A 25186-nucleotide genomic window follows, 5' to 3' on the forward strand; every position below is an offset into this window, starting at 1 on the left:
CCTTTAAAAGTTCGGGATATTTTTTTTGAAATTTTCTCAACCGTGGAATGGATACATTTTTAACATAAGGATTGTCGGGGTGGAGGCGTTCGTAATTTTGATGATAATCTTCGGCTTTCCAAAATTTTTCAAAAGGAACCACCTGTGTTACAATAGGTTTAGAAAACACCTTCTCATCTTCTAGCTGCTGTATATAGCGCTCTATAATTTCTTTTTCGTCTTCATTTTTATAAAACGCAATAGACCTGTATTGAGTGCCTTTATCGGGTCCTTGTCGGTTTATGGTTGTAGGGTCCTGTGAACCAAAGAAAACCCTTACCAGAGTTTCGTAGGAAACCTCTTTCGGGTCGTAATATACCATAACGCTTTCTGCATGCCCGGTACGCCCGGCACCTACTTGCTCGTAAGTTGGATTCTTTTCCTTTCCGCCAGCGTATCCAGAAACGGCTTCTTTTACACCCTTTACACTTTCAAAAACAGCTTCTACGCACCAAAAACAGCCACTTGCAAAATAAGCGGTTTCGTATTGGGAGAGGTCTTGTTGGGGAATCGTTGCTATTGTATTTGCTTCTGCTTTGGCCTGTTGGGCATCCTTTTTAGTAGAAGATTGGCAACCTATGGTAAACAGGCACAAAAAAAGTAAAGAATTCAGTTTTATAAGTTTCATAAAAAATATATTTTTTTAATCAGTCTTAAGTTAACCAAATTCCTTACTAGCGCTACACTTTAATTGTAAAAAATGATTATTCCAATTTTTTAGAGAGGTTGAATCCAAGAAATAAACCAATACCCGCCAAGGTAAAAATAGTGCCGGGATATGCTACTTCTGCGTCTACATTAAAATTATAATGTAAAACCCCGGCCAAGAAAATACCAACGCCAACCCCCATTAACAATAGGGAAATGTTTAATATTAATATTTTCCAGATAGGAGCGGTCCTCTTTTTGCTGCTGTAAAATATAGAGGCATCTGCGCCTTTGTCTATAAGCGATAACCGTTCTTTGTGCCTAGCGGTAATGAACAGGTAAAAAATCCCGAAAAGGGTCCCAAAAACGAATCCGGTAACGATAACTCCTTCCATAAATGTGTTTTTTAATTGATTATTTATTGGTATGACGTATGTGGGAACGAAATGGTTACAAAAAAGTAAAATAAAAAAAATCCTGATCTTGTAACCAAAAGCAGAACACCAACGTCTTATTTATAAATGACTAACCAACAGGATACAATATACAGAGACCGGGTACTCAAGGGCGATACAAATGCTTTTTCTTATTTTGTGGACACATACCAGCAATTGGCCTTTACCATTGCGGTACGGATTGTAAAAAATAGGGAAGAAGCAGAAGATATTGTCCAAGAGGCATTTATAAAATGTTACCATTCCCTGGCATCATTTAAAGGGGATGCTAAATTTTCTACTTGGTTGTATAAAATTGTGTACCATAGTACATTGGACAGGGTGCGGAAAAATGCAAAGCAAATCCCTTCAGAAGAAATAGAAAAAATAAATTATAATTTAATTGATGATGTTGAGGACGCACTGGATATCCTGGAAAAAAAAGAAAGGGAAAAAATTATTGGCGCGGCCATTGAAACTTTAACAAATGAAGAACAAACAATTATTACCTTATATTATTATGAAGACTTATCTTTGAAAGAAATAGCAACGATAGTTGGTATAAGTACAGGGAATGTTAAAATAAAATTGTTTCGCGCACGCAAGCAATTGTTTGAAATATTAAGGTGTAGAATTGAATTGGTAAATAAATTACAATGAAATGAGTGGGAAAGAAGAACAAAAACTGCACGGATTAACCCGAAAGATGATAAAAGAGGCAGGATTGGAAAAGCCCTCTACGGGTTTGAAGCTTAATATTATGGATGCCGTAAAGGCAGAATCAACAAATGTTAGGTTTAAAGCTTTGATTTCCAATAAATCAAAGGCCGTAGTTGCGGTATTGGCCGTTATTTTTGTTGTTTTGGCCTCTTACTTGCCCAATAAGGATGTTTTATTGGATAATTCGGTTGAAAAATTTTCTTCGTATTTCAATAATTTTTCCAATAGCTTGCCAAAAACCTTTCTTTACGGTATCATTGCTTTTGGCAGTTTGGTTATTCTACAAATTACCATTTTAAAGAATTATTTGGACAGGCAATGATTTTTTATATTTCCTTAAAGCGGATTAGGTAGGTTACGCCTTGGCTTTTATCTATTTTTTCTAGATTTCCCCTTAATTGGCGCGTAAGGTTATGTATTAGTTTTAAACCCATGGACTTTGTTTTGTTTTCGGCCACAGATGTGTTGTACCCAATTCCGTTGTCGCTAAGGATAAGCGTGTAGAACTCTGGGTCTGTTTTTTCTATGGTAACCGTAATGGCTCCTTCGTCTTTATTAACAAAAGCATGTTTTAGGGAATTGGTAATAAATTCACTAATGAGCAATCCCAATGGAATGGCCGTTTCTATGTTGTATTTAATATTGGAGATGTTGATTTTAAAATTTATTTTTTTGTCTTCTTTATTCAGGGATTTTATGTGGAATTTTACCAATTGCTTTACATAGTCGCGATATTCTATTTTCGAGAGGTCGTCGCGGGCATATAGCATTTCGTGCACAATGGCCATAGATAAAACCCGGTTGTGGCTACTCGTCAATATTTTTTTGGTGTCTTCGTTTTCTGTCGTTCTGGCCTGCATGTTCAATAGGCTGGAAATGGTTTGTAAATTGTTTTTTACGCGGTGATGTATCTCTTTTAAGAGCACTTCGTTTTCATTGCTCTTTTTTTCGATTTCTTTTTTTGACTGATATAACTTATTGTAATTGCCCAACAGTACTTTGCCAAAGATGCCGCCCAATAAATACAAGCTGAAAAGCACGCTCATTAAACTAAAATCATCCTTGGATTTTTCGGGGACTACATTTGGGAAATTAAGGTGTATCTCGTTTCGAAAATAAATGAGCAAGATAAAAAGAAGGATAAGATACATATGAAACTGCCCATAATTACGGGTAGAAATATAACCCGCAAATACAATTAAAGGCATAGTGAAAATAAAGGGGCTGTTAATTCCCCCCGTAACAACGGTCACGATTATGGAGCCTATTACCCCTAAGTTTAAGCTAATGAGATAGGTTACCAATAATTTTTTATGATATTTAAGCAAGAAAATATTTAAAAGACTTAAAACACTGTACCCTAAAAGAACTTGTGGTACAATATGTTTAATGTCTAAAATAAAATAGCATACTAAGGCAATACATATCATTAAGGCCGACGAAAAATAATTGACATATAGGATCAGGTGCATTTTTTCATCCAGCCTACTGGATATAGAGTTGTATTTTTGGGCCATTTATAAACGATATTCAAGAACTCATTTGATTGAGTTACCTATTTGGGTTGGTTTTTCGTTTCTAAAGGTATTTAAAATTTTTCAAAAAAAAAGCGGTAGAAATGATACTTCTACCGCTTTAACTCATTAAACATTAAATGTTTTATAAAGTTCTTGTTATTGCATTGTTTTTTATTCTTCAACAATTACCCATTCACCTTTGTCCAACAAAGGTTCTGCTTGTTTGTATTTAACGGTTTTATTTTCTCCCGACATTACGTTTTTAATGGTAATGCGGTCGTTTCTGCCAATTTTTGGGCGTTCCCTTACAATGGTTTCTGTTACTTGAGGACGTTGCTGTGTTTGTCCGGCTGCCCTGTTTTGGGCGGCAAGTTCATCGCTGTTCGGGATTTCTTCTTTTGAAGTTTTATAGTTTTCCTTTGCTTTAACTTCCCTGGCCTCTTGAATGTTATTGGTTTCTTCGGTAGGCAATTCTCCTTTAAATAAGAAAGAAATGACTTCCCTATTCACCTTATCGATCATGTCCTTGAAAAGCTCAAAAGCTTCGAACTTATAAATCAATAGCGGATCTTTTTGTTCGTGAACGGCCAATTGTACCGATTGTTTCAACTCGTCCATCTTTCTTAAATGCGTTTTCCAAGCATCGTCGATAATGGCCAATGTTATGTTCTTCTCGAAATCGGTTATTAATTTTTTTCCTTCCGACTCATAAGCTTCCTTTAAGTCCGTCACTACTTTTAAAGTTTTAATTCCGTCGGTAAATGGAACTACAATACGCTCGAACCTATTGCTTTGGTTTTCATAAACATTTTTAATAACCGGGAAGGCAGTTTTTGCATTGCGCTCAATTTTGTCCTGATAGTATTTTAGTGCTTGCTTATATACTATGTTGGTAATTTCACGCGGGGTTTTACGTTTAAATTCGTCTTCGTTTACCGGAGCGGTTATGGAGAAGAATTTGATAAGTTCAAATTCGAAATTCTTATAATCGCTGGCCATTTTATTGCTCTCTACAATAGCTTCGCAGGTATCAAAAACCATATTGGCTATATCGAGTTTTAAGCGTTCGCCCTCTAGCGCGTGCCTTCTTCTTTTGTAAACTACTTCCCGCTGTGCGTTCATAACATCATCATATTCCAACAAACGTTTACGCACACCAAAGTTGTTTTCTTCTACTTTTTTCTGGGCTCTTTCTATAGATTTTGTCATCATGGAATGTTGAATAACCTCTCCATCTTCAAGCCCCATCCTGTCCATCATTTTTGCCACTCTTTCCGAGCCGAACAAACGCATTAAGTTATCTTCCAGAGATACATAAAACTGCGAGCTTCCCGGATCTCCCTGACGTCCCGAACGACCTCGTAACTGCCGGTCTACACGTCTTGAATCGTGACGCTCGGTACCTATAATGGCCAAGCCTCCAGCGTCTTTCACTTCTTTAATCAGCTTAATATCGGTACCACGTCCTGCCATATTGGTGGCAATGGTCACCACGCCCGGGTTACCGGCCTCGGCTACAATATCGGCTTCTTTTTTATGGAGCTTCGCATTTAATACATTGTGGTTTATCTTTCGCATTGAAAGCATTTTGGAAAGCAGTTCCGAGATTTCCACGGAAGTTGTACCTACCAGTACCGGGCGGCCTTGCTCTACTAATTTTACAATGTCTTCACTAACGGCATTGTATTTTTCGCGTTTGGTTTTATAAATAAGGTCCTGTTTGTCGTGTCTTGCAATTGGGCGGTTGGTAGGAATTTCCATTACGTCCAATTTGTAGATTTCCCAGAATTCTCCAGCTTCGGTAACGGCAGTACCCGTCATACCGGCAAGCTTTTTGTACATTCTAAAATAATTTTGAAGGGTTACGGTGGCAAATGTCTGCGTTGCCGCTTCAATTTTTACATTTTCCTTGGCCTCAATGGCTTGGTGTAACCCATCAGAATAACGGCGCCCGTCCATAATACGTCCGGTCTGCTCGTCAACGATCATTACCTTGTTTTCCATTACTACATATTCAACGTCTTTTTCAAAAAGGGTATATGCTTTTAGCAATTGGTTCATGGTATGGATGCGCTCGCTTTTTACCGAGAAGTCTTTGAAAAGATCTTCCTTGAGCTCTGCTTCTTCTTCGGCAGATAAGCCTTTCTTTTCAATTTGGGCTATTTCTGTACCTATGTCGGGCATCACAAAGAAATCGGGATCGGTGTCACCCGAAAGATACTCGATCCCCCTGTCGGTAAGTTCTATTTGATTGTTTTTTTCATCGATAACAAACCAAAGTGCTTCGTCTACAATGGGCATTTCACGGTTGTTATCCTGCATGTAATGGTTCTCTGTTTTTTGAAGCAGTTGTTTAATGCCTTCTTCACTTAAAAACTTTATAAGTGCTTTGTTTTTTGGTAGCCCGCGGTGTACCCTTAACAATTGGAATGCACCTTCTTTGGTATTTCCTTCTGCAATTAATTTTTTTGCTTCTGCCAAGACTCCGGTAAGGTATTGGCGTTGTTTGGCAACAATATCGTTTACTTTAGGTTTGAGCTCGTTAAACTCATGGCGGTCTCCCTGTGGAACCGGCCCCGAAATAATCAATGGTGTTCTTGCATCGTCGATCAATACAGAATCTACCTCATCCACGATTGCAAAGTTATGTGGACGTTGTACCAAATCTTCTGGTGTGTGGGACATGTTGTCCCTTAGGTAATCAAAGCCAAACTCGTTATTGGTTCCATAAGTAATATCGGCGGCATATGCCTTTCTTCTTCCGGTAGATCCCGGTTGGTGGTTGTCGATACAGTCTATGGAAAGTCCGTGAAATTCAAACAAAGGGCCCATCCAAGCACTGTCACGACGTGCCAAATAGTCGTTAACAGTTACCAAGTGAACACCGTTTCCGGTTAATGCATTAAGGTAAACGGGAAGTGTTGCCACAAGCGTTTTACCTTCCCCGGTTTGCATCTCTGCTATTTTTCCCTGGTGTAAGGCAATACCTCCTATAAGTTGTACATCGTAATGAATCATGTCCCAGGTTACTTCCTTTCCGGCAGCATCCCAGGAGTTTTGCCAGATGGCTTTTTCATCGTCAAGGGTAACGTATTCTTTTGTGCCCGAAAGTTCGCGGTCGAATGTTGATGCGGTTACGCTAATGGTTTCGTTATTTGCAAAACGTTTGGCGGTTTCTTTTACAACTGCAAAAGCTTCCGGCAGGATATCGTTAAGGGTTTTCTCGCTTATTTCGTATGCTTTTTCTTTAAGTGAATCGATTTCAGCATAAATATCTTCATTCCTGTCAATATCATTAGAAGCATCAGCTTCGGCTTTTAACTGTTCAATCTTCTCGTCAAAAGAAGCTGTGGCCTCTTTAATTTTCTTTTTAAACTCTTGTGTTTTAGCGCGTAGTTCGTCGTGGGAGAGTTGTGTAAGTTCTTCTTCGAAAGATTTTATCTGGTCTACGGTTGGTTGAAGTGCTTTAACATCTTTCTTCGCCTTGTCTCCTACAAAAACTTTTAAAACGGAATTGAGTAAACTCATGTCTGTATGTGTATTTATATTTCAAAATTAAGCAAAAAAAAAGCCTCTCAGGAGACTTTTTTGCTTTATAATGTTAATGTGTTTGTTAATATTCATCCTCGTTCCAGAGGTAATCTTCCTCTGTGGGGTAATCCGGCCAAATCTCTTCAATAGATTCATACATATCGCCTTCGTCTTCCATTGCCTGAAGGTTTTCTACCACTTCCAAGGGAGCTCCGGTTCTAATAGCATAGTCAATTAATTCATCTTTTGTTGCTGGCCAAGGTGCATCGTCTAAATATGATGCTAATTCTAAAGTCCAATACATCTGCTATTGATTTTTAATTTTGTGCAAAAATAAATTTTTATAGTAAAAAGTCAAGTAAAATTTATATTATTTACATATTATTTCTAAGAACGTAGTTTTTAGGGCGTTATATTGATAATTACGTAATGAATTACCTGTCATTTTCAGTAGTTCCTTTCTTTGGAACCCATTTTTCTTCATTTGCCTGTAAATCCGAAGTCAACTTTCGTGCCAACACAAATAAATAATCTGACAAACGGTTTAAATACTGAAGCACCAATGGATCAAAAGGCTCATTTTCATACAAATAAGTGGCTTTTCGCTCTGCCCTTCGGCATATGGTCCGTGCTATGTGACAATATGACACCGTTGTGTGCCCGCCCGGTAGCACAAAATGCGCCATAGGGGGGAGGGAGGCTTCCATTTGGTCTATTTCCTTTTCCAAGATGCCGATATCGCCGTCTGAAATGCTCGGGATGTCCAAGCGCTTTTTCCCGCTCTTTAAAAATTCCTTTTCCGGGGGAGTTGCCAAAATAGCACCAATGGTAAATAAACGGTCCTGAACATGGATTAAAACCTTTTTATAGTCTTCTTTAATTTTTTGGTCCCTAACAAGGCCTATCCAAGAGTTTAGCTCGTCTATGGTGCCATATCCTTCGATACGGATATGGTGTTTTGGGACACGTGTCCCGCCATAGAGCGCCGTGCTTCCTTTGTCTCCGGTTTTAGTGTAAATTTTCACGCAATACTGGTTTTAATGTTTGCCCCTTTTTGACGAATAGCGGTCTCCGAACCTATTATTTCTCCGGTCCCTACGCTTTTTCATGTTTCGCTTGTTGTTAAGCCAAACAAATATAAAAAGGACAGCTAAAATAACGATCCAGATAATATGAGTTTCCATTTTACCTAACTTTTTAATAAAATAACAAATTATATCCGGATTTTAAAATCTTCTTTTACCTGTTCTTTTCTTACAAACAGAAAACCAATGTTAAAAAAATCGATGGATATTGAAAAAATAGGGGCGCACCGTACTGCTTCCCATTGGTTTTTCAGGGCATTGGATGCCCCGATATTGTCAATAATAAAAAACGAACAGCTATTTGCCTTTTCGAGGATTTCCCGTGTGTTTTTTTCTTTTAAGTTGAAATAAATGGTTTTTTTACTTCGGAAAGCATTGTCATGATTTACTTTATAAGTTTCGTCATTGAAATAATTGAGCGCTTTGTTGATGATTTTTTGTTTTCTGAAGCTAAAGGAATACTCCTTTTTCCATTCGGACAATAGCGAATGTTCTGTAGTTTTTTGTTTCTTGTATAAGGCTTTTGTAACCAAACTATACACAAAAGGGGAATGTACCCCATGTTGGTTGGTAGCTTGAAAAAGATATTTTATGTACAAAAAATTCAACTGCTTAAAATTGTTTTATCCCTCCATTTTCATGGAAAGCTCGAACCAAGTTTCGGTTTTTTGGTCTAATTCTTCAATAATTCGTTGGAGTTTAACCGATTGTTCATCAATGGCATCGCCTTCCAGCTCTCCCGTTGCAAATACGGCTTCGGCCTCCTTTTTTTCTTCTTCGAGTTTTTTTATTTCCTTTTCCAAACGTTTAAACTCTTTTTGTTCTTCATAGCTCAAGGAAGGGCTAGCGTCTTTTCTCCAGGTTTTTTTGGTGCTTCCGTTGGTGTTTTTTTCCTCTTCTTTTATGGGCTCAAGGCTATCCTCATAAACCCTATAATCGCTATAATTGCCCGGAAAGTCTTCTATTTTTGCATTTCCTTTAAATACAAAAAGATGGTCTACAATCTTATCCATAAAATACCGGTCGTGCGATACCACCAATAAGCAGCCCGGAAAGTCCATTAAAAATTCTTCCAAAACATTGAGCGTAACAATATCCAGATCGTTTGTGGGCTCGTCGAGGATTAAAAAGTTAGGGTTTTGAATTAAAACGGTACATAAATAAAGGCGCTTTAACTCGCCGCCACTTAGTTTCTCCACAAAATCGTGTTGTTTTTTACGGTCGAACAGGAAACGTTCCAGCAATTGCCCCGCCGAAATTTGCCTGCCTTTGGTAAGCGGGATGTATTCTCCAAATTCTTTAATAATATCTATTACCTTTTGTTCAGGTTTTGGGGTAATGCCACTTTGGGTGTAATAGCCAAATTTTACCGTTTCGCCTATAATTACCTTTCCGGCATCGGGCTTGATGCCTCCGGTTAAAATGTTTAAAAAGGTGGATTTTCCGGTTCCGTTTTTTCCAATAATACCAATGCGTTCGCCTTTTTTAAAGGAATATTCATACTTTTCAAGGATTTTTTTGTTGTTAAAACTTTTGGAGACATTATGGAGTTCCACCACTTTGCTCCCCAACCGTTCCATGTTAATTTCAAGCTGGATTTTATGGTCTTTCCTTCGTTGGTGTGCCTTTTCCTTGATAATGTAAAAATCGTCTATACGGGACTTAGACTTGGTTGTACGGGCCTTGGGTTGCTTGCGCATCCAGTCCAGCTCTTTGGTAAAAAGGTTTTTGGCCTTGTCTACCGATGCTTGTTCGGCTTGTAAACGCGCCTCTTTTTTTTCCAGATAGTAGGAATAATTCCCCTTGTACTGATATATTTTACCATGATCCAGTTCAATAATTTCATTACATACCCGTTCCAAGAAATAGCGGTCGTGCGTAACCATAAAGAGGGTAATGTTCTCCTTGGCAAAATATTGCTCCAGCCATTCAATCATTTCCAGGTCGAGGTGGTTTGTAGGCTCGTCTAGAATTAATAAATCGGGGGTGTTTAACAAAATAGTGGCCAGTGCCAACCTTTTGCGTTGTCCCCCGGAAAGCTTGTTTACTTTTTGGTCGAGCTGATCTAATTTTAATTGAAAGAGGATTTGCTTGTACTGTGTTTCAAAATCCCAGGCATTTTTAATCTCCATTTGTTCAAAAGCTTTTTGGTAAGCTTCTGTATCATCAGGATTTTCAAGTGCTTTTTCGTATTGCTGAATGGTTTTTAGCACATTATTTTCTGAAGCAAAAATAGTTTCTTCAATAGTTAAATTAGGATCTAAATCTGGTTCTTGTGAAAGAAAGGATATACGGATGCCATTTCGGGAAATTACCTGCCCGCTATCGGGAGAGTCTTTTCCTGTAATGATATTGAGCATGGAAGTCTTCCCGGTGCCGTTTTTAGCGATAAAGGCAATTTTTTGGTCTTTGTTAATTCCGAAGGAAATATTGGTAAACAAAACACGTTCTCCATAAGACTTGGCTATATTTTCAACTGATAGATAATTCACGCATACATTTTTTGCAAAGTAAAGGAATTTAGTGTTGAGTTGGGGGATGGAAAAGTGTATAAACTAAAAAAGTGGTAAGAAATTTTTTTAGAAGAAGGCTGCAATAATTTATATTAATTTGGTTTATAATGATATTTATTCAAATCTAGTTTTCCAGCAATAGCCCTATTTTAAAATTGGTTATAAAAATAAACCCCGGCGATTTGGCCGGGGTTTCTCAAAACACTAAAACTAATCAATTTAATCGTTATATGATTGTTGATTGTCCATAATCTATATTCTCCTGATTGTAATTAATAATTTCCTCTGCATTTGCAATATAATCGGCAATAAAATCACCAACCTTTGTGGTGGTGTGTTTACTATCAGGATTGAGGTCGGAAGTAACAATTTTTAGTTCCAAGGCTTTTTCCACGGCCTTGTTGATGGCTTTTGCTTCTTCGTACAATTTAAAATGTTCCAGCAACATTGCCGCCGATAAGATAGAAGCAATGGGGTTGGCTATATCTTTTCCTTTTGCTTGGGGGAAAGAGCCGTGAATGGGCTCGAACATGGCATTTTCATCGCCAACCGACGCTGATGCCAACAAGCCTATGGAACCGCCAATAACACTTCCTTCGTCCGAAATGATATCGCCAAACATGTTTTCGGTTAAAATAACGTCGAACTGGCTCGGGTTCAGGATCATTTGCATGGCCGCATTGTCTACAAAAAGAAAATCCAGTTCAACATCTGGGTAACTTTTGCCAATATTGGTTACCACTTTTCGCCATAAACGTGAGGTTTCCAAAACATTGGCTTTATCAACCAACGTTAATTTCTTTCTTCTGGAACGGGCGGCTTTGAATGCCAAATGTGCAATACGTTCTATTTCGTAATCGGAATATTCACATAAATCGGAAGCAACACTTCCTTCTTCGTTCAATTTTTTCTCACCAAAATATATACCTCCGGTAAGTTCGCGGTAAATGGTGAGATCGGTACCATTTATACGGTCTTCCTTTAAAGGAGATTTGTCTATAAGTGTTGGATAGGCCTTAATAGGACGGATATTGGTAAAGAGGCCAAGCGATTTCCTTAGTTTTAGCAAGCCTTGCTCCGGACGTACCTTGGCCGAAGGGTCGTTATCGTATTTTGGATCGCCGATGGCACCAAAAAGCACCGCATCTGTGTCCAGGCACAGTTTTAATGTTTTTTCGGGCAATGGGTCTCCTGTTTCATCTATGGCGATGGCACCCACGGGCGCTTCCGTAAATGTAAAAGTATGGTTGTATACTTCGCCTACAGCTTTTAATGTTTTTATGGCTTGTTGCGTAACTTCCGGGCCTATACCGTCACCAGCTAATACCGCTATGTTCAAATTCATACCAACTTATGTTAAATTGTTCTCGAAGCTTCAAAAGCTTCAATTTTATCTTTATTGCTTACTAAAAAATCAATATCGTCGTAACCGTTCATCAAGCACATTTTTTTGTAGGCATCAATCTCAAAAGATTCTTTAATGCCGGTTCCTTCCACGGCAATGTACTGTTCTTCCAGATTTACAATTACGTTTGTTTGAGGGTTTGCTTTAATAACCGAAAGCATTTCTTTTAACACTTCCGGAGAAACCTGTACGGGTAATAAACCATTGTTTAGGGCATTTCCTTTAAAAATATCGGCAAAATAGCTTGATACAATTACCTTGAACCCATAATCAGTCAATGCCCATGCGGCGTGTTCACGGCTACTTCCGCAACCAAAATTGTCTCCTGCGACCAAAATTTTTCCTTGGTAAGTAGTATTGTTTAAAACAAAATCGGCATTTTCCTTTCCGTCTTTGTAACGCCAGTCCCTAAAAAGGTTTTCGCCAAACCCTGCCTTGCTGGTTGCCTTTAAAAAGCGCGCCGGGATAATTTGGTCGGTATCTATGTTTTCAATTGGCAACGGAATTGCCCTTGATGTTAATGTTGTAAATTTTTCCATTTCTTTTAAACGAGTTCCAACTCTTTTATTTCTTCCGTTACATCTACAATTTTTCCGGCTATTGCCGTTGCGGCCGCTACCAATGGGCTGGCCAATATGGTCCTGGCGCCTTGTCCTTGTCTTCCTTCAAAGTTTCTGTTGGAAGTAGAGACGCAATATTCGCCGGCCGGGATTTTATCTTCGTTCATTCCTAAACAGGCCGAGCAACCGCTTTGGCGCATTTCAAAACCTGCATTTTCAAAAACGGTCTGTATGCCTTCTTCTTTTATTTGGTGGGCCACTTGTTGGGAGCCCGGAACAATTAAGGCATTTACATTGGCGGCCTTTTGTTTTCCTTTTATATATTCGGCAGCAATTCTAAAATCTTCTATTCTGGAATTGGTGCAGCTTCCTATAAATACATAATTAATTTGTTTTCCAAGGAGTTTTTCTCCTTTTTGAAGTCCCATGTATTCCAGCGATTTTTCAAAGGAAACATCGTCTTTGCTTGGTATTCTTTCTGTAATCTTGATGCCCATTCCGGGGTTGGTGCCATAGGTAACCATGGGTGCTATATCGGCGGCATCAAAAGTATATTCTTTATCAAAAGTAGCATCGGCATCTGTTGGAAGTGTTTTCCAGTAAGAAACTTTTTTGTTGAAATCTTCTCCTTTTGGTGCAAATTCCCTTCCTTTTACATAGTTAAATGTAGTTTCATCGGGAGCAATCATTCCACCACGGGCCCCCATTTCAATACTCATATTGCAAACCGTCATACGGCCTTCCATAGTCATGTTTTCAAAAACATCGCCTGCATATTCAACAAAATAGCCGGTTCCGGAATTGGTGCCCAATTGGGCAATAATGTATAAAATTACGTCTTTTGGCAAAACGCCTTTTTTAAGTTTGCCATTAACGGTAATACGCATGCTTTTTGGCTTGGAAAGCAATAAGCACTGACTGGCAAAAACCTGTGCAACCTGGCTGGTACCAATACCAAAGGCTATGGTGCCAAATGCCCCATGTGTAGAGGTATGGCTGTCTCCGCAGACCATGGTCATTCCCGGTTGGGTAATACCCAGTTCGGGAGCCATTACGTGTACAATTCCTTGGTACGGGTGCCCAAGGCCATATAGGGTGACCCCGTGCTTGTCGCAGTTCTCGGTAAGCATTTCCACCTGTTTTTTAGACAAAAGGTCCTGAATTGGCAGGTGCTGGTCTTTTGTTGGCACGTTGTGGTCTGCCGTAGCTACAATTTGCTCTTTTCTAAAAAGCGGGATATTGCGTTCCTCAAGTTCGTTAAATGCTTGCGGACTGGTAACTTCGTGAATTAAGTGTTTGTCAATATACAGTATTTGCGGTCCATTTTCAACTTGGTGAACCACATGGCTGTCCCATACTTTATCAAATAATGTCTTTCCCATTACGGTGTTTAAGCAGTTGCTTTTATATCTATTTTAGTTATTTCGATGATTTGATGGATATCGTTATCATCTATTTCTTTTTTTCTGTCTGCAAAGTTTAAAAATTCTTTATAAACTTCGTCCAATTGAAGCTTGGTTAATTCATAACCAACTTTTTTGGCCCTGTAAGCTAATGCTGCGCGGCCGCTACGTGCGGTTAAAACAATGGCCGATTCTGTAACGCCAACGTCGGCAGGGTCTATAATTTCGTAGGTTTCCCTGTTTTTAATAACGCCGTCTTGGTGAATCCCGGAACTGTGCGCAAAGGCATTTGCACCAACAATAGCCTTGTTGGGCTGTACGGGCATTCCCATACTTTCTGAAACCATTTTGCTGGTATCGTAAAGTAGGGTAGCATTAATTCCTGTGTCGAGGTTAAGGGTAGGGTGTTGGCGCAATACCATGACAACTTCTTCCAAAGAAGTGTTTCCGGCGCGTTCGCCAATTCCGTTAATGGTACATTCTATTTGTCGGGCTCCGTTAATAACGCCTGCAATGGAGTTGGCAGTGGCAAGCCCAAGATCGTTGTGGCAGTGGCATGAAAGTATGGCTTTGTCTATACCCGTAACATTTTCTTTAAGGTATTTCATTTTGGCGCCATATTCTTCGGGTAGGCAATATCCAGTGGTATCGGGGATGTTTAAAACCGTGGCTCCGGCCTTGACGACCGCCTCGCAGACTCGAGCTAAGAACTCATTGTCGGTACGCCCGGCATCTTCAGCATAAAATTCTACATCCTCGACAAAGGTTTTGGCATATTTTACAGCTGCTACGGCACGTTCTATTATATCTTCGCGCGTAGATTTGAATTTGTATTTTATATGCGAATCAGAAGTTCCAATTCCCGTATGGATTCTTGGCCTTACAGCATGTTTTATAGCTTCGGCAGCAACCTCGATATCTTTTTTAACCGATCGCGTTAGGCCACAAACGGTAGCGTTTTTTACAATTTTTGAAATTTCTGTTACCGAGTTGAAGTCCCCTGGGCTGGAAATAGGGAACCCTGCTTCAATAACATCAACTCCCAGGTCGTCAAGACGCTTTGCAATAACAAGCTTTTGTTCTGTATTAAGCTTGCATCCAGGTACTTGTTCTCCGTCTCGTAATGTCGTGTCAAAGATTTGGACTTTTTCTTTACTCATCTTGATTTTTTAATGTAATTTCAAATTTGTATTACGAATTTATATTTTGTGCTCGAAATTTATTGTTAACTTAACCATTTCTTTACAATGCTTAAGGAAACTTTTTAAGATATAAGTATCTGTTATTCAGTTAATTGAATTTTTATTTTTACAATGACAAGTCAACAAAAAGACACTCTTTTTATCTTGGTGAAATCGCTTTCCAAATCAGAAAAAAGACAATTTAAGCTTTATGTAAACCGATTGGGGGTGAATGCCGATGCAAAATTTTTGGCCTTATTTAATCTTTTGGATAAAATGCACGATTATAAGGAAGCGGAAATTTTAAAAAGCGGAATCGTTAAAAAACAACAACTTTCCAATTTAAAGGCGCACCTTTATAAGCAAATTTTGGTAAGCCTGCGTTTAAACCCCGTGAACCAAAATATACGTTTACAAATTCGCGAGCAGTTGGATTTTGCAACGATACTTTACCATAAAGGTCTGTACAAACAAAGTTTGAAGATTTTGGATAAGGCAAAATCCGTAGCCATAGAAAACCAAGAGAAAGTGGTTGCCTATGAAATTGTTGAACTGGAAAAAGTAATAGAAACACAGTACATAACGCGGAGCATTAGCGGCCGTGCCGACGAGCTGGCAATCCAGGCCAAAGAGTTGAGCATGCAAAATGTGCTAACCAGCAAGCTCTCCAACCTATCGCTACAGCTGTACGGGATTATGCTGAAATTTGGATATGTAAAAAGTGATGAGGAATACATATGGGTAACCGAATACTACGAGGCACATTTGCCGAAATTTAAGTTTTCCGATTTGGATTTCAGGGAAAAATTATGGCTCTACAAGGCACAATTATGGTACAGTTTTTTAATTCAGGATTTTTTATCGTGCTATAAATATTCTTTAAAATGGGTAGAACTTTTTTATGAAAACGAACAGATGATTTACCTTAACCCGGTTTTTTTCTTAAAAGGGAATAATTACTTGTTCGAATCCATGTTCTATGTAAAAAACCGTACCGGTTTTGAAGAGGCGTTAAAGAAAATGGAAGATACTATTGCCAACGAAAAGTTCCCCAAAAACGATAATTTGGATGTGTTGATTTTTCTGTACACATATAATAGCAAGCTAAACCTGCATTTTCTAGATGGTACTTTTGAAGATGCATTCCCTTTGGAAAATGAAATATTGGACGGTATTAAAGAGTACAACGATAAAATAGACGAGCACCATATTATGGTGTTTTACTATAAACTTGCCTGTATGCATTTTGGTGCGGGCGATAACAAAAAATGTATTTCTTATTTAAAGAAAATAATTAACAATAAAAATCTTACCATGCGCGAAGATTTAATGTGCTTTGCGCGGGTATTGAGCTTGGTGGCACATTATGAGGCCGGAATGGATTACCATTTAGAGGTTCAGCTAAAAAGTACCTATAAGTTTTTATTGAAAATGGACGACTTGCACGAGGTGCAGAAAGAAATGATTAAGTTTTTAAGAAACCTTGGAGAAATATACCCGCATGAACTGAAAGACGAATTTAAAAAACTGCACAAAACCTTAAAGAAATATGAAGATCATCCGTATGAAAAAAGGGCCTTTTTGTATCTGGACATTATTTCGTGGCTAGAGAGCAATATTGAAAATAGGCCGGTAGGGCAGATTATCAGGGAAAAGGCAAAATCATTAATAAGGTAGTTTTTGGAGTTTGGCAGAAGATAAGTTTCATTTAAAACATATTTTACAGCTCAATTTGGCGGTACTTTTAATTAGTACTTCCGGGGTATTAGGGAGGTACATTGCTTTGCCGCCTGCACAAATTATTCTTTTTAGGGCAATTCTTGCTTTCTTGTTCTTATTTCTTTTTTGTAGGTTCAAGGGGTTTAGCTTAAAAATAGCCAATACAAAAGATTGGCGCATGGTACTGCTTTGTGGCGTTTTCTTTGGCGTGCATTGGGTTACTTACTTTTATGCGCTTAAATTATCGAGCGTAGCCATCGGGATGTTGTCTATATATACGTATCCGGTAATTACTTCTTTTTTGGAGCCCCTTATTTTAAAAACAAGATTTAAAATGTCGCACATGGCATTGGGGGCCTTGGTTATTACCGGGGTTTATTTTTTGGTTCCAGAAGTAAATTTTAAAAATCAGCATTTTATAGCAGTATTGTTTGGGGTTACGTCGGCGTTTTTTTATTCGCTCCGCAACATTTTAATGAAGCCCAAGGTGCAAAAATACAACGGATCTGTTTTAATGTTGCATCAATTATGGGTTATCGCAATTATTTTATCGCCGTTGCTTTTTGTGGTAGATTTCCGCGAAATAACCGTACATCTTCCGGGGATAGCTTTTTTGGCCTTGGTTACCACGACCATGGGCCATACGTTGCTGTTAATGAGCTTTAAATATTTTAGTGCAACCACGGCAAGCATAATTAGCAGTGTGCAGCCTATTTATGGAATAATTATGGGAGTACTTTTCTTAAACGAGTTTCCGGCATGGCACACCGTTATTGGCGGGATGTTAATTTTAAGTGCCGTATGCATAGAAAGTGGCAGGAATATAAAAAGAAGCGCATGATAATATGCCGGATTTATAATTTTTTAGTTGAAGTTGAAAAGGTTTTTAAAAAAGCAACTCCTGCTGATGCATATATTAAACATCCAAATCGAAATCCCTTCTAAGTTTGTCGATCAAAGGATTTTTCTCACGTAGCTTTTCATATTTTTCCTGAGGGGTAAAAGCATATTGCTTTTCAACATCTTCGTTGATGGTAATATACAGTTCTATATGGTAATTATTGAGTTTCTTTTTAAGGTATTCCATCAAAGGGTATTGATCCCGCTCCACTTCTTTTTTTAAAGTATCGTTGGCCAGTTCTATCCATATTTTTTGTTCCCCTTTTTTTCTTGGTGTATCCGAGCCCAGTGCCGCGCTTAATATTTTTTTGCCCCCTTCTTCAATTTTCTTTACGTACTTATTCCAATATTTTTGCATGGTGGCTTCGTCAAAAGCATCTTTGGGAAGGTTTTCCTCGTCTATGGTTTGGTCTTTTTTGGCCAGTTCGTGCTCTTTTTTCTTTTTGATGCTGGAAAGCGAAAGCCCCGAAACCTTTTTTTTGTTTTGCAGGTTTATTTTAGGGAGCTTTGTTTCTTCTTCAGTCTCGGTTGCTGTTTGGGGTACAGCTATGGATTTTTCTGGAATTTCCTGTGCTGGAGTTTTCTGTTCTGGCGCTTTGCCGGTGTTGTTTTGATGCGTTTTTGTCCCTTCTTTCTTAAATACAGAGGAGGGGATTATGTAGTTACTGCCCTTTTTTTTTTCTCCATCGTGATTGATGGAGGCCAATTGCATTAAGCAAAGCTCTACGAGCAACCGCTGGTTTCTACTGCTGCGGTAATTTAAATCGCACGAATTGGCGGTTTCAATTCCTTCCAGCAGGAAATCCCTTGGAGCTTTTTTACTTTGTTCCAGGTATTTTTGTTTTGTGTCGTCGCCTACTTCAAGCAGTGGTATGGTAGCTTCATTTTGGCAAACAAGTAAATCCCTGAAATGCGATGCGAGCCCGGCAACAAAATGGTGGCCATCAAAACCTAACGAAAGTATGTTGTTAAAATCAATTAGCAATTTAGGGATGTTACCATCTAAAATTAAATCGGTTATCTCGAAATACGTTTGATAATCAAGAACGTTTAAGTTTTCGGTTACAGCCTGTCTTGTCAGGTTTTTACCGGTAAAACTTACCACACGGTCAAAAATGGAAAGGGCATCGCGCATGGCCCCGTCTGCCTTTTGGGCAATAATATGCAGGGCGTCGTCTTCTGCTTCTATACCTTGGTTTTCGGCTATATATTTTAGATATTCCTTGGCATCTTTAACTGTAATCCTTTTAAAATCGAATATCTGGCAACGGGAAAGGATGGTCGGGATTATTTTATGCTTTTCTGTGGTTGCCAAGATAAAAATGGCATGTTTTGGCGGTTCTTCCAATGTTTTTAGAAAAGCATTAAAAGCCGCTTGGGAAAGCATGTGCACCTCATCAATTATATATACTTTGTATTTCCCGACTTGCGGGGGGATCCTTACCTGGTCGATAAGGCTTCTTATATCATCGACAGAATTATTGGAAGCCGCATCGAGTTCAAAAATATTAAAGGCAAAATCTTCATCTTCGTTTTGCGTACCGTCTTGATTTATTTTTTTTGCCAAAATACGAGCGCAAGTAGTCTTGCCCACGCCTCTCGGGCCACAAAACAATAGGGCCTGGGCCAGATGGTTGTTGTCTATAGCGTTAAGCAAGGTGTTGGTAATGGCTTGTTGCCCAACAACATCTTTAAACGTTTTTGGCCTGTATTTTCTAGCTGATACTACAAAGTGTTCCATTACAACAAAGATAAAAATAGAAATATTATATCCTCTTTTTTTAAGTTTATTTTGTCTTTAATTATTAACAAAATCGATTTTAAAAACACTAATTTTGCACCGCAGGCCACCTTATCGCTGCAAACCTTAAAGTTTGTAGAGGAAAGTCCGGACACCACAGTGCAGCATAGCGGCTAACGGCCGTCGGCCGAAAGGCCAGGACAAGTGCAAAAGAAAGGATGTACAGGTAATGCTGTAGTGAAATCGGGTAAACTCTATGCGGTGCAACGCCATGTATACCAATGCCCCGATAGCTATCGGGAGAAGGCTGCACGCCTGATGTTGGAGGGTAGGCGGCTAGAACGTTGCAGCAATGCAGCGTCCAGATAAATGATAAGGATCTTTTTCAAGGTACAGAATCCGGCTTATGGCCTGCTTTTTTCTTCTAGGTTACTTTTTTATTTAATACCATTTTTAATCCCTATTTAACAGTTGTATAAATAAATTGCTGCCAAGCTCTGTAAATTTATCGTTATGTTATTATTTTTAAAACATTTTATCTAAAATTCAATATTACGAAAGGATTAATAAATTTTAAATTTTCATTTAGCTTTTTATTTTTTGTATATTCGTCAGAATGACAACCAATTATTTCTAAAGAATCTACAAGGATGTACAACCTGAATGCATATAAAATAAAGCAGCCCGAGGAGACAGCACTCTCCAAAAAAAAGAATGATGCTTTTAATGATGACCAAAAAAAATTTTCTTCTGATAAAAAATTATGGAAGGCATTTAAACGAGGCAACGAAGATGCTTTTATTATAATATATAAAAAGTATATCGATGGGCTTTATTCTTTTGGGAGGCAATTTTGCAATAAGGAGTTGACTGAAGATCTTATTCAAGATATGTTCATTCAGTTAAGAGAAAAAAGAAAGGAATTACCCGATATAACCAATTCTATCCGTTCGTTTTTATTTCAATGCCTCAAAAGAAGGATTTTCAATAGTAAAAAGAAAAAACAGCCCATAATGAAGACAAATTTATGGGAAGGACTTGATTTTGAAATAACGGTTTCAATAGATGAAGTGATAATGTTGAACGAACAGAAAAGAATGGATATTCAAAAAGTTGAAGAAGCACTAAAAACCTTGCCTAAAAAGTACAGAGAAGTTGTGTACTATTACTTTCATTTAGGGATGAGTTACAACGAAATAAAAGAGGTGTTGAATTTCAGTAATGTTAAGTCTGCTAGAAATATGGTATACAAGGTAATCAAGAAGATTAAAAAAAAAGTTTCAAAAAAGTGATGTCATTATAAAAGCTTTATTGTCTATACTATAAACGGCAAGAAGCTTTGGAGGATAAAAAACACGATATTGACTTTTTTTTGAAGAATGAGCACTTTGTAAAATGGGTACACAATCCTACAGAGGCTGGAAATGTATTTTGGGAAAAATGGCTGGAAGCAAACCCAAAAGACAAACAGTCAATTTCTACCGCAAAATCTATCATCGAAAAATCTGCTTTTAAAGCAGAAAAAATATCTTCAGAAAAAAAAGATGAAATTTTAAAAAACATACTTAAAGTCCTCAATAATAAAGAAGGCAGGAAAAAGAATACCAAAGCCAAAAATGGGAAGCTTTTAAAAAATGTTATTTGGATAGCAAGTGCAGCCGCCATTTTTGCGCTTGTAATAACAATTTATCCATTAATAAAAAGCACAAATAATCCATCCATTCTTACAAAAGAAAATATGGCCTCAGTTATCGAAGTGGCAACAAACAGGGGCGAACAAAAAACAGTGCTGCTTCCAGATAGTACCATTGTCGTGCTAAATGCAGAAAGCAAGCTTGTTTACCCTTCGGCTTTTAATTCTATAAGCAGGAATGTGGAAGTGATAGGAGAGGCATATTTTAAGGTAACGCACAATCCCGATAAAAAATTTACTGTTAGCACAAATGGTATTAAGACCATTGTTCACGGTACAACTTTTAATATAAGATCTTATCCCGAAATGGAATTTTATACCGTAGCGCTAGAGAGTGGCTCTGTTGCAGTAGAAACTCTTGATAAAATTAATGGTAAGAGCAGTTTTTTTATACAACCAAACGAAAAAATCGACATACAGAAAAATTTTAAAAAAGTGGAAATAAACAAATATGATAAAGTTGATTATTTCGGCTGGAAAGATGGAGTGTTAGTATTCGAGGATTGTGGTTTAACAGAATTCATTGCAAAAATAGAAAGGTGGTACAATGTGGATATAAGCGTTGTTGGAAATACCAACGGGCCATGGAAAATTAATGGGATGTTTAAAAAGCAAAGTATCGAGAATGTAATGAAAAGCCTTGAGTTTGCCCGTAAGATAAAATACAGAATGGATAACAATCAAATAACCATATACATTAATAATTAAACTAATTTAAATTATGAAACAAATCACTATTAAAAGCAGGTATTTGTGCAGGAAGCAGGTATTGTGCTTTTTGTTACCTTGTTTTTTTTCCCTTGGACTAATGGCAAATGTACCCAAGAATCAAAGTAATATTGACTTGACCAAATATAGGGTGGCCCTTAAAAAAGAAGTTTATCAACTTGAAGATATCTTTAAAATTGTAGAAGATAATGTTGAGGTTAACTTTTTTTACGATAAAGTATTGGTGAACGAAAAGCAGACGGTTCGTTTAAAAAAAGAAAAAATTACCATCAAAAACCTATTATTAGAGGTTTCATACCAACTAGGTTTAAGTTTTAAGCAAATAGACAATATTATAAACGTAGGCTTAAAAGAAGCTTTAAAGCAAGACCCGATAATAATTAAAGGAAAAGTAACTTCCTCGGCAGATGGTTTAGGATTACCAGGGGTAACGGTACAATTAAAAGATGGAAGTATTGGGGTTACCTCTGATTTTGAAGGCAATTACGAAATACAGGTAAACACCCCAACGGATATTCTTGTATTTAGTTATTTGGGGTTTAAACCAGTTGAAGAGAAGATAAATAACCGAAAACTAATAAATGTTGCTTTACAAGAAGATACCCAGCAACTGGATGAAGTTGTAGTAACTGCGCTTGGAATTAAGCGTGAGGAAAAATCGCTTGGATATGCCGTTCAAAAAATTGGAGGCGATCAGGTTCAGGAGGTAAAAGGGGTAGACGTGGCCACTTCTTTATCGGGTAAAGTAGCAGGTCTTTGGATTCAAAATAGTACAGAGTTTAATGAGTCTCCCGATATTAGGTTGCGTGGCGGTACCTCGAACCCTTTATTGGTAATAGATGGTGTTCCTTATGGAAATATGAATTTATCTGATGTAGCCTCGGATGATATTAAAGAAATAAGCGTGCTTAAAGGAGCAACTGCTTCGGCATTATATGGTGCCAGGGGAAGCGGGGGAGCTGTAATTATAACAACCAAAAGTGGCGGAAATGGCTTGAGCATAAACAGTAATAATATGTTCTTTGCAGGGTATTTGGCCCTTCCCGAAGTGCAATCTTCGTACAGTGCAGGTTTAGGGGGAACTTATAGTGCTACAGATTATGTATGGGGGCAAAAATTGGATATAGGTATCATGGCCGAACAATGGAATCCAGAAACAAAGCAATATGAGAACATGCCACTTACGTCTCGTGGAAAAGATAATTTTAACGATTTTTTACAGCCCGGCTTTATTGTAAACAACAATATTAGTTTTGCACGAACAGGAGACATAGGTTCAATTAGAACTTCTTTTACCCATGTTTTAAATAAAGGGCAATATCCAAACTTAAAGCTAAACAGGTTTAATTTTAATGTTTCGGGAACGCTAAACCTTAGCGATAACTTTGATATAAAAGCAAACCTAGGTTATAACAGAAGTATGGCTCCACAAACCACCGGAGCGGGTTATGGTTCGCAAGGCTATATGTATCAAATATTGCTATGGACAGGGCCAGAGTATGAGCTCTCAAAATATAGGGACTATTGGGTTATACCTAATGAACAACAAAATTGGCATTATCAAGCTTGGTACGATAATCCTTATTTAATTGCATATGAAAAACTGAAAAGCGATGAACAAAATATAACTAATGTAAACATTACTGCCGATTATAAACTTTTTGAAGGGGCTAAACTGACCGGGAGAATCGGCTACGATTTTTATTCCAATGAATCCAATACTCAAAACCCGGCCGGGATCAATTCAACCAGAGGATGGTACGTAAACGGTTTGTATAAGCAGGAGCAATATAGGGGGTATAGTTTAAACTCGGATGTGTTGTTTAACTATGCTAAAGAAGACCTGATTAAAAACTTTGATATAGACCTAACAACTGGAGTGTCGATTTATAAATATGAAGATCAGTATAATATGGCTTCTACCCGTAACGGACTTGTGGTTCCGGGTATTTATTCTTTAAACAATTCGGTAGAACGTCCCGATGTGGCAACTTCAACATACAGAAAACAAGTAAATAGCTTTTTAGGGCTGGCTTCTTTTGCTTATGCCGATACTTTTTTTGTTGATGTAACCGGAAGAAACGACTGGAGTTCTACGTTGCCTTCGTCTTCGCGGTCTTATTTTTATCCTTCGGTAGCCGGAAGCTTATTGTTGACCGAATTGGGCTTAAATCCGTCATGGTTGGATTTATGGAAGGTAAGGGGCTCCTGGACTGTATCTAAAAAAGATTTAGGTGTTTACGATACCAACGTAAATTATTCGGTAAACCTTGGTGTATGGGACGGCTATAATACAGCAGCATATCCTTCAACCATAAAAACGTCTATTGTAGAGCCAGAAACAAGCAGAACATGGGAGTTTGGAACAGCCGCATATTTGTTTAAAAACAGAATTATGCTGGACATGGCATATTATAACATTTACACATACAATCGCCAAGTATCTACCCCAATACCATCTTCGTCAGGGTTTAATGAAACATTGATTAATATTGATGAAACAATAGAGCGCAGAGGTTTGGAATTCACACTAAATGCAGGCGTTGTCAAGTCTGAAAATTTTAGTTGGGACGTATCCTTGAACTGGTCGAAAACACATGCCTATTATAAAGATTTGGATCCAGTGTATTCATCTGATAATTTATGGGTAAAAAAAGGCGGTAGAGTAGATAATTATACCATTCAGGATTGGGAGAGGGATCCGCAGGGAAATGTTGTCTACAATACGGGTGGATTACCGATTAGGAGTAATTATACAACATTTTTAGATTATAGCGATCCGGATTTTTTATGGGGATTCACCAATACGTTTAACTACAAAGACTTTAGTTTGTATTTAAGTTTTGATGGGCGCGTTGGCGGAACTTTATACAATTATACATCGTACAAAATGTGGGATACTGGCTCTCATCCCGATAGCGACAATCAATGGAGGTACGATGAAGTTGTAAATGGAAACGAGTCGTTTGTTGGCAATGGAGTTAAAGTAGTTTCGGGAGAAGTTAGTTACGACCAATATGGACAAATAATGGAAGATACCAGGGTTTTTGCACCAAACGACACTCCAGTATCATATGAAACCTACGCAAGAAGGTATGGAGACGGAAGCTTGGGCGCAAAAGATGCCACGTTTGCTAAATTAAGAGAATTGTCTTTTGGATATACATTGCCTAAAGATGTAAGTGAAAAAATTGGAGTAGCCAATGCAACAATTGCGTTGACGGCTCAAAACGTTTTCTTGATTACTAAAGATTTTGAATTTGCAGACCCCGACTGGAATTCGGATAGTGATCTATCCTCTCCGTCACAACGGTTTGTTGGATTGAACATAAAATTACAAACACTAGCTAAAGGACCTAAAAAATAAT

General features: G+C 38.1%; 21 protein-coding genes and 1 other RNA gene. 8 read left to right on the top strand and 14 right to left on the bottom strand.

Going from position 1 to position 25186, the window contains the following annotated elements; translation table 11 throughout:
- Both msrA and UXI14_RS15450 read right to left on the bottom strand, forming a co-directional pair.
- On the bottom strand, positions 1-667 hold a 667-nt coding region (msrA, locus tag UXI14_RS15445; protein ID WP_335966893.1), incomplete at its 3' end, for a peptide-methionine (S)-S-oxide reductase MsrA.
- Between the two features lie 76 nt (positions 668-743).
- Positions 744-1082, bottom strand: coding sequence for a DUF6249 domain-containing protein (locus UXI14_RS15450; protein WP_335966894.1), 339 nt, complete (start codon positions 1080-1082; stop codon positions 744-746).
- Positions 1083-1208: 126 nt separating this feature from the next.
- Here UXI14_RS15450 and UXI14_RS15455 point away from each other — a divergent pair, with 126 nt between their 5' ends.
- Positions 1209-1781, top strand: coding sequence for an RNA polymerase sigma factor (locus UXI14_RS15455; protein ID WP_335966895.1), 573 nt, complete (start codon positions 1209-1211; stop codon positions 1779-1781).
- A 1-nt stretch (position 1782) separates the two neighbouring features.
- The gene (locus tag UXI14_RS15460; RefSeq protein ID WP_335966896.1) at positions 1783-2163 is read left to right on the top strand and encodes a hypothetical protein; all 381 of its coding nucleotides are present in this window, start codon (positions 1783-1785) and stop codon (positions 2161-2163) included.
- Positions 2164-2167: 4 nt separating this feature from the next.
- On the opposite strand, the gene UXI14_RS15465 is transcribed toward UXI14_RS15460, so the two are convergent.
- The 11 genes from UXI14_RS15465 to UXI14_RS15515 all read right to left on the bottom strand — a co-directional run bounded on the left by UXI14_RS15465 (position 2168) and on the right by UXI14_RS15515 (position 15015).
- Positions 2168-3358 (bottom strand): sensor histidine kinase, encoded by a 1191-nt coding sequence (locus UXI14_RS15465; protein ID WP_335966898.1) that lies wholly within the window; start codon positions 3356-3358, stop codon positions 2168-2170.
- A 171-nt stretch (positions 3359-3529) separates the two neighbouring features.
- Positions 3530-6886: a preprotein translocase subunit SecA gene (gene secA / locus UXI14_RS15470; protein ID WP_335966899.1), complete on the bottom strand. Its 3357-nt coding sequence runs from the start codon at positions 6884-6886 to the stop codon at positions 3530-3532.
- 85 nt (positions 6887-6971) lie between these two features.
- Positions 6972-7193 (bottom strand): DUF2795 domain-containing protein, encoded by a 222-nt coding sequence (locus UXI14_RS15475; RefSeq protein ID WP_008612884.1) that lies wholly within the window; start codon positions 7191-7193, stop codon positions 6972-6974.
- Between the two features lie 130 nt (positions 7194-7323).
- On the bottom strand, positions 7324-7914 hold the full coding sequence (locus UXI14_RS15480; protein WP_335966900.1) for a cob(I)yrinic acid a,c-diamide adenosyltransferase: 591 nt from the start codon (positions 7912-7914) through the stop codon (positions 7324-7326).
- A gap of 12 nt (positions 7915-7926) precedes the next feature.
- On the bottom strand, positions 7927-8073 hold the full coding sequence (locus UXI14_RS15485) for a hypothetical protein (RefSeq protein WP_335966901.1): 147 nt from the start codon (positions 8071-8073) through the stop codon (positions 7927-7929).
- A 29-nt stretch (positions 8074-8102) separates the two neighbouring features.
- Positions 8103-8582: a hypothetical protein gene (locus UXI14_RS15490; RefSeq protein ID WP_335966902.1), complete on the bottom strand. Its 480-nt coding sequence runs from the start codon at positions 8580-8582 to the stop codon at positions 8103-8105.
- A 15-nt stretch (positions 8583-8597) separates the two neighbouring features.
- Entirely contained in the window at positions 8598-10466 is a 1869-nt protein-coding gene (locus UXI14_RS15495; RefSeq protein ID WP_335966903.1) for an ABC-F family ATP-binding cassette domain-containing protein, read from the bottom strand.
- Positions 10467-10713: 247 nt separating this feature from the next.
- Complete coding sequence (gene leuB / locus UXI14_RS15500) at positions 10714-11832, bottom strand: 3-isopropylmalate dehydrogenase (RefSeq protein ID WP_277900847.1); 1119 nt, start codon at positions 11830-11832, stop codon at positions 10714-10716.
- Between the two features lie 11 nt (positions 11833-11843).
- A complete protein-coding gene (gene leuD, locus UXI14_RS15505) occupies positions 11844-12431 on the bottom strand; it encodes a 3-isopropylmalate dehydratase small subunit (protein WP_335966904.1) in 588 nt (195 codons plus the stop codon).
- Between the two features lie 5 nt (positions 12432-12436).
- Positions 12437-13834: a 3-isopropylmalate dehydratase large subunit gene (leuC, locus tag UXI14_RS15510; RefSeq protein ID WP_335966905.1), complete on the bottom strand. Its 1398-nt coding sequence runs from the start codon at positions 13832-13834 to the stop codon at positions 12437-12439.
- 8 nt (positions 13835-13842) lie between these two features.
- Positions 13843-15015 carry a 2-isopropylmalate synthase gene (locus UXI14_RS15515; RefSeq protein WP_277900850.1) on the bottom strand — a complete coding sequence of 391 codons (1173 nt, stop codon included), beginning with the start codon at positions 15013-15015 and terminating at the stop codon, positions 13843-13845.
- Between the two features lie 153 nt (positions 15016-15168).
- Here UXI14_RS15515 and UXI14_RS15520 point away from each other — a divergent pair, with 153 nt between their 5' ends.
- Both UXI14_RS15520 and UXI14_RS15525 read left to right on the top strand, forming a co-directional pair.
- Positions 15169-16713: a hypothetical protein gene (locus UXI14_RS15520; protein WP_335966906.1), complete on the top strand. Its 1545-nt coding sequence runs from the start codon at positions 15169-15171 to the stop codon at positions 16711-16713.
- 10 nt (positions 16714-16723) lie between these two features.
- Positions 16724-17596 carry a DMT family transporter gene (locus UXI14_RS15525; RefSeq protein WP_335966907.1) on the top strand — a complete coding sequence of 291 codons (873 nt, stop codon included), beginning with the start codon at positions 16724-16726 and terminating at the stop codon, positions 17594-17596.
- Between the two features lie 75 nt (positions 17597-17671).
- Here UXI14_RS15525 and UXI14_RS15530 read toward each other — a convergent pair whose 3' ends face one another.
- A complete protein-coding gene (locus UXI14_RS15530) occupies positions 17672-19396 on the bottom strand; it encodes a DNA polymerase III subunit gamma/tau (RefSeq protein WP_335966908.1) in 1725 nt (574 codons plus the stop codon).
- A 98-nt stretch (positions 19397-19494) separates the two neighbouring features.
- On the opposite strand from UXI14_RS15530, the gene rnpB reads away from it, so the two are divergent.
- The 4 genes from rnpB (at position 19495) to UXI14_RS15550 (ending at position 25185) form a co-directional block, all read left to right on the top strand.
- Positions 19495-19818: RNase P RNA component class A (gene rnpB, locus UXI14_RS15535), an RNA gene on the top strand.
- Between the two features lie 228 nt (positions 19819-20046).
- A complete protein-coding gene (locus tag UXI14_RS15540; RefSeq protein WP_335966909.1) occupies positions 20047-20688 on the top strand; it encodes a sigma-70 family RNA polymerase sigma factor in 642 nt (213 codons plus the stop codon).
- A gap of 47 nt (positions 20689-20735) precedes the next feature.
- Positions 20736-21797 carry a FecR family protein gene (locus UXI14_RS15545; protein WP_335966910.1) on the top strand — a complete coding sequence of 354 codons (1062 nt, stop codon included), beginning with the start codon at positions 20736-20738 and terminating at the stop codon, positions 21795-21797.
- Between the two features lie 13 nt (positions 21798-21810).
- Positions 21811-25185, top strand: coding sequence for a SusC/RagA family TonB-linked outer membrane protein (locus UXI14_RS15550; RefSeq protein ID WP_335966911.1), 3375 nt, complete (start codon positions 21811-21813; stop codon positions 25183-25185).
- The last annotated feature ends 1 nt before the right edge of the window (position 25186 follow it).

This window comes from Galbibacter sp. PAP.153, from assembly GCF_037029175.1.
Lineage (GTDB): Bacteria > Bacteroidota > Bacteroidia > Flavobacteriales > Flavobacteriaceae > Galbibacter > Galbibacter pacificus.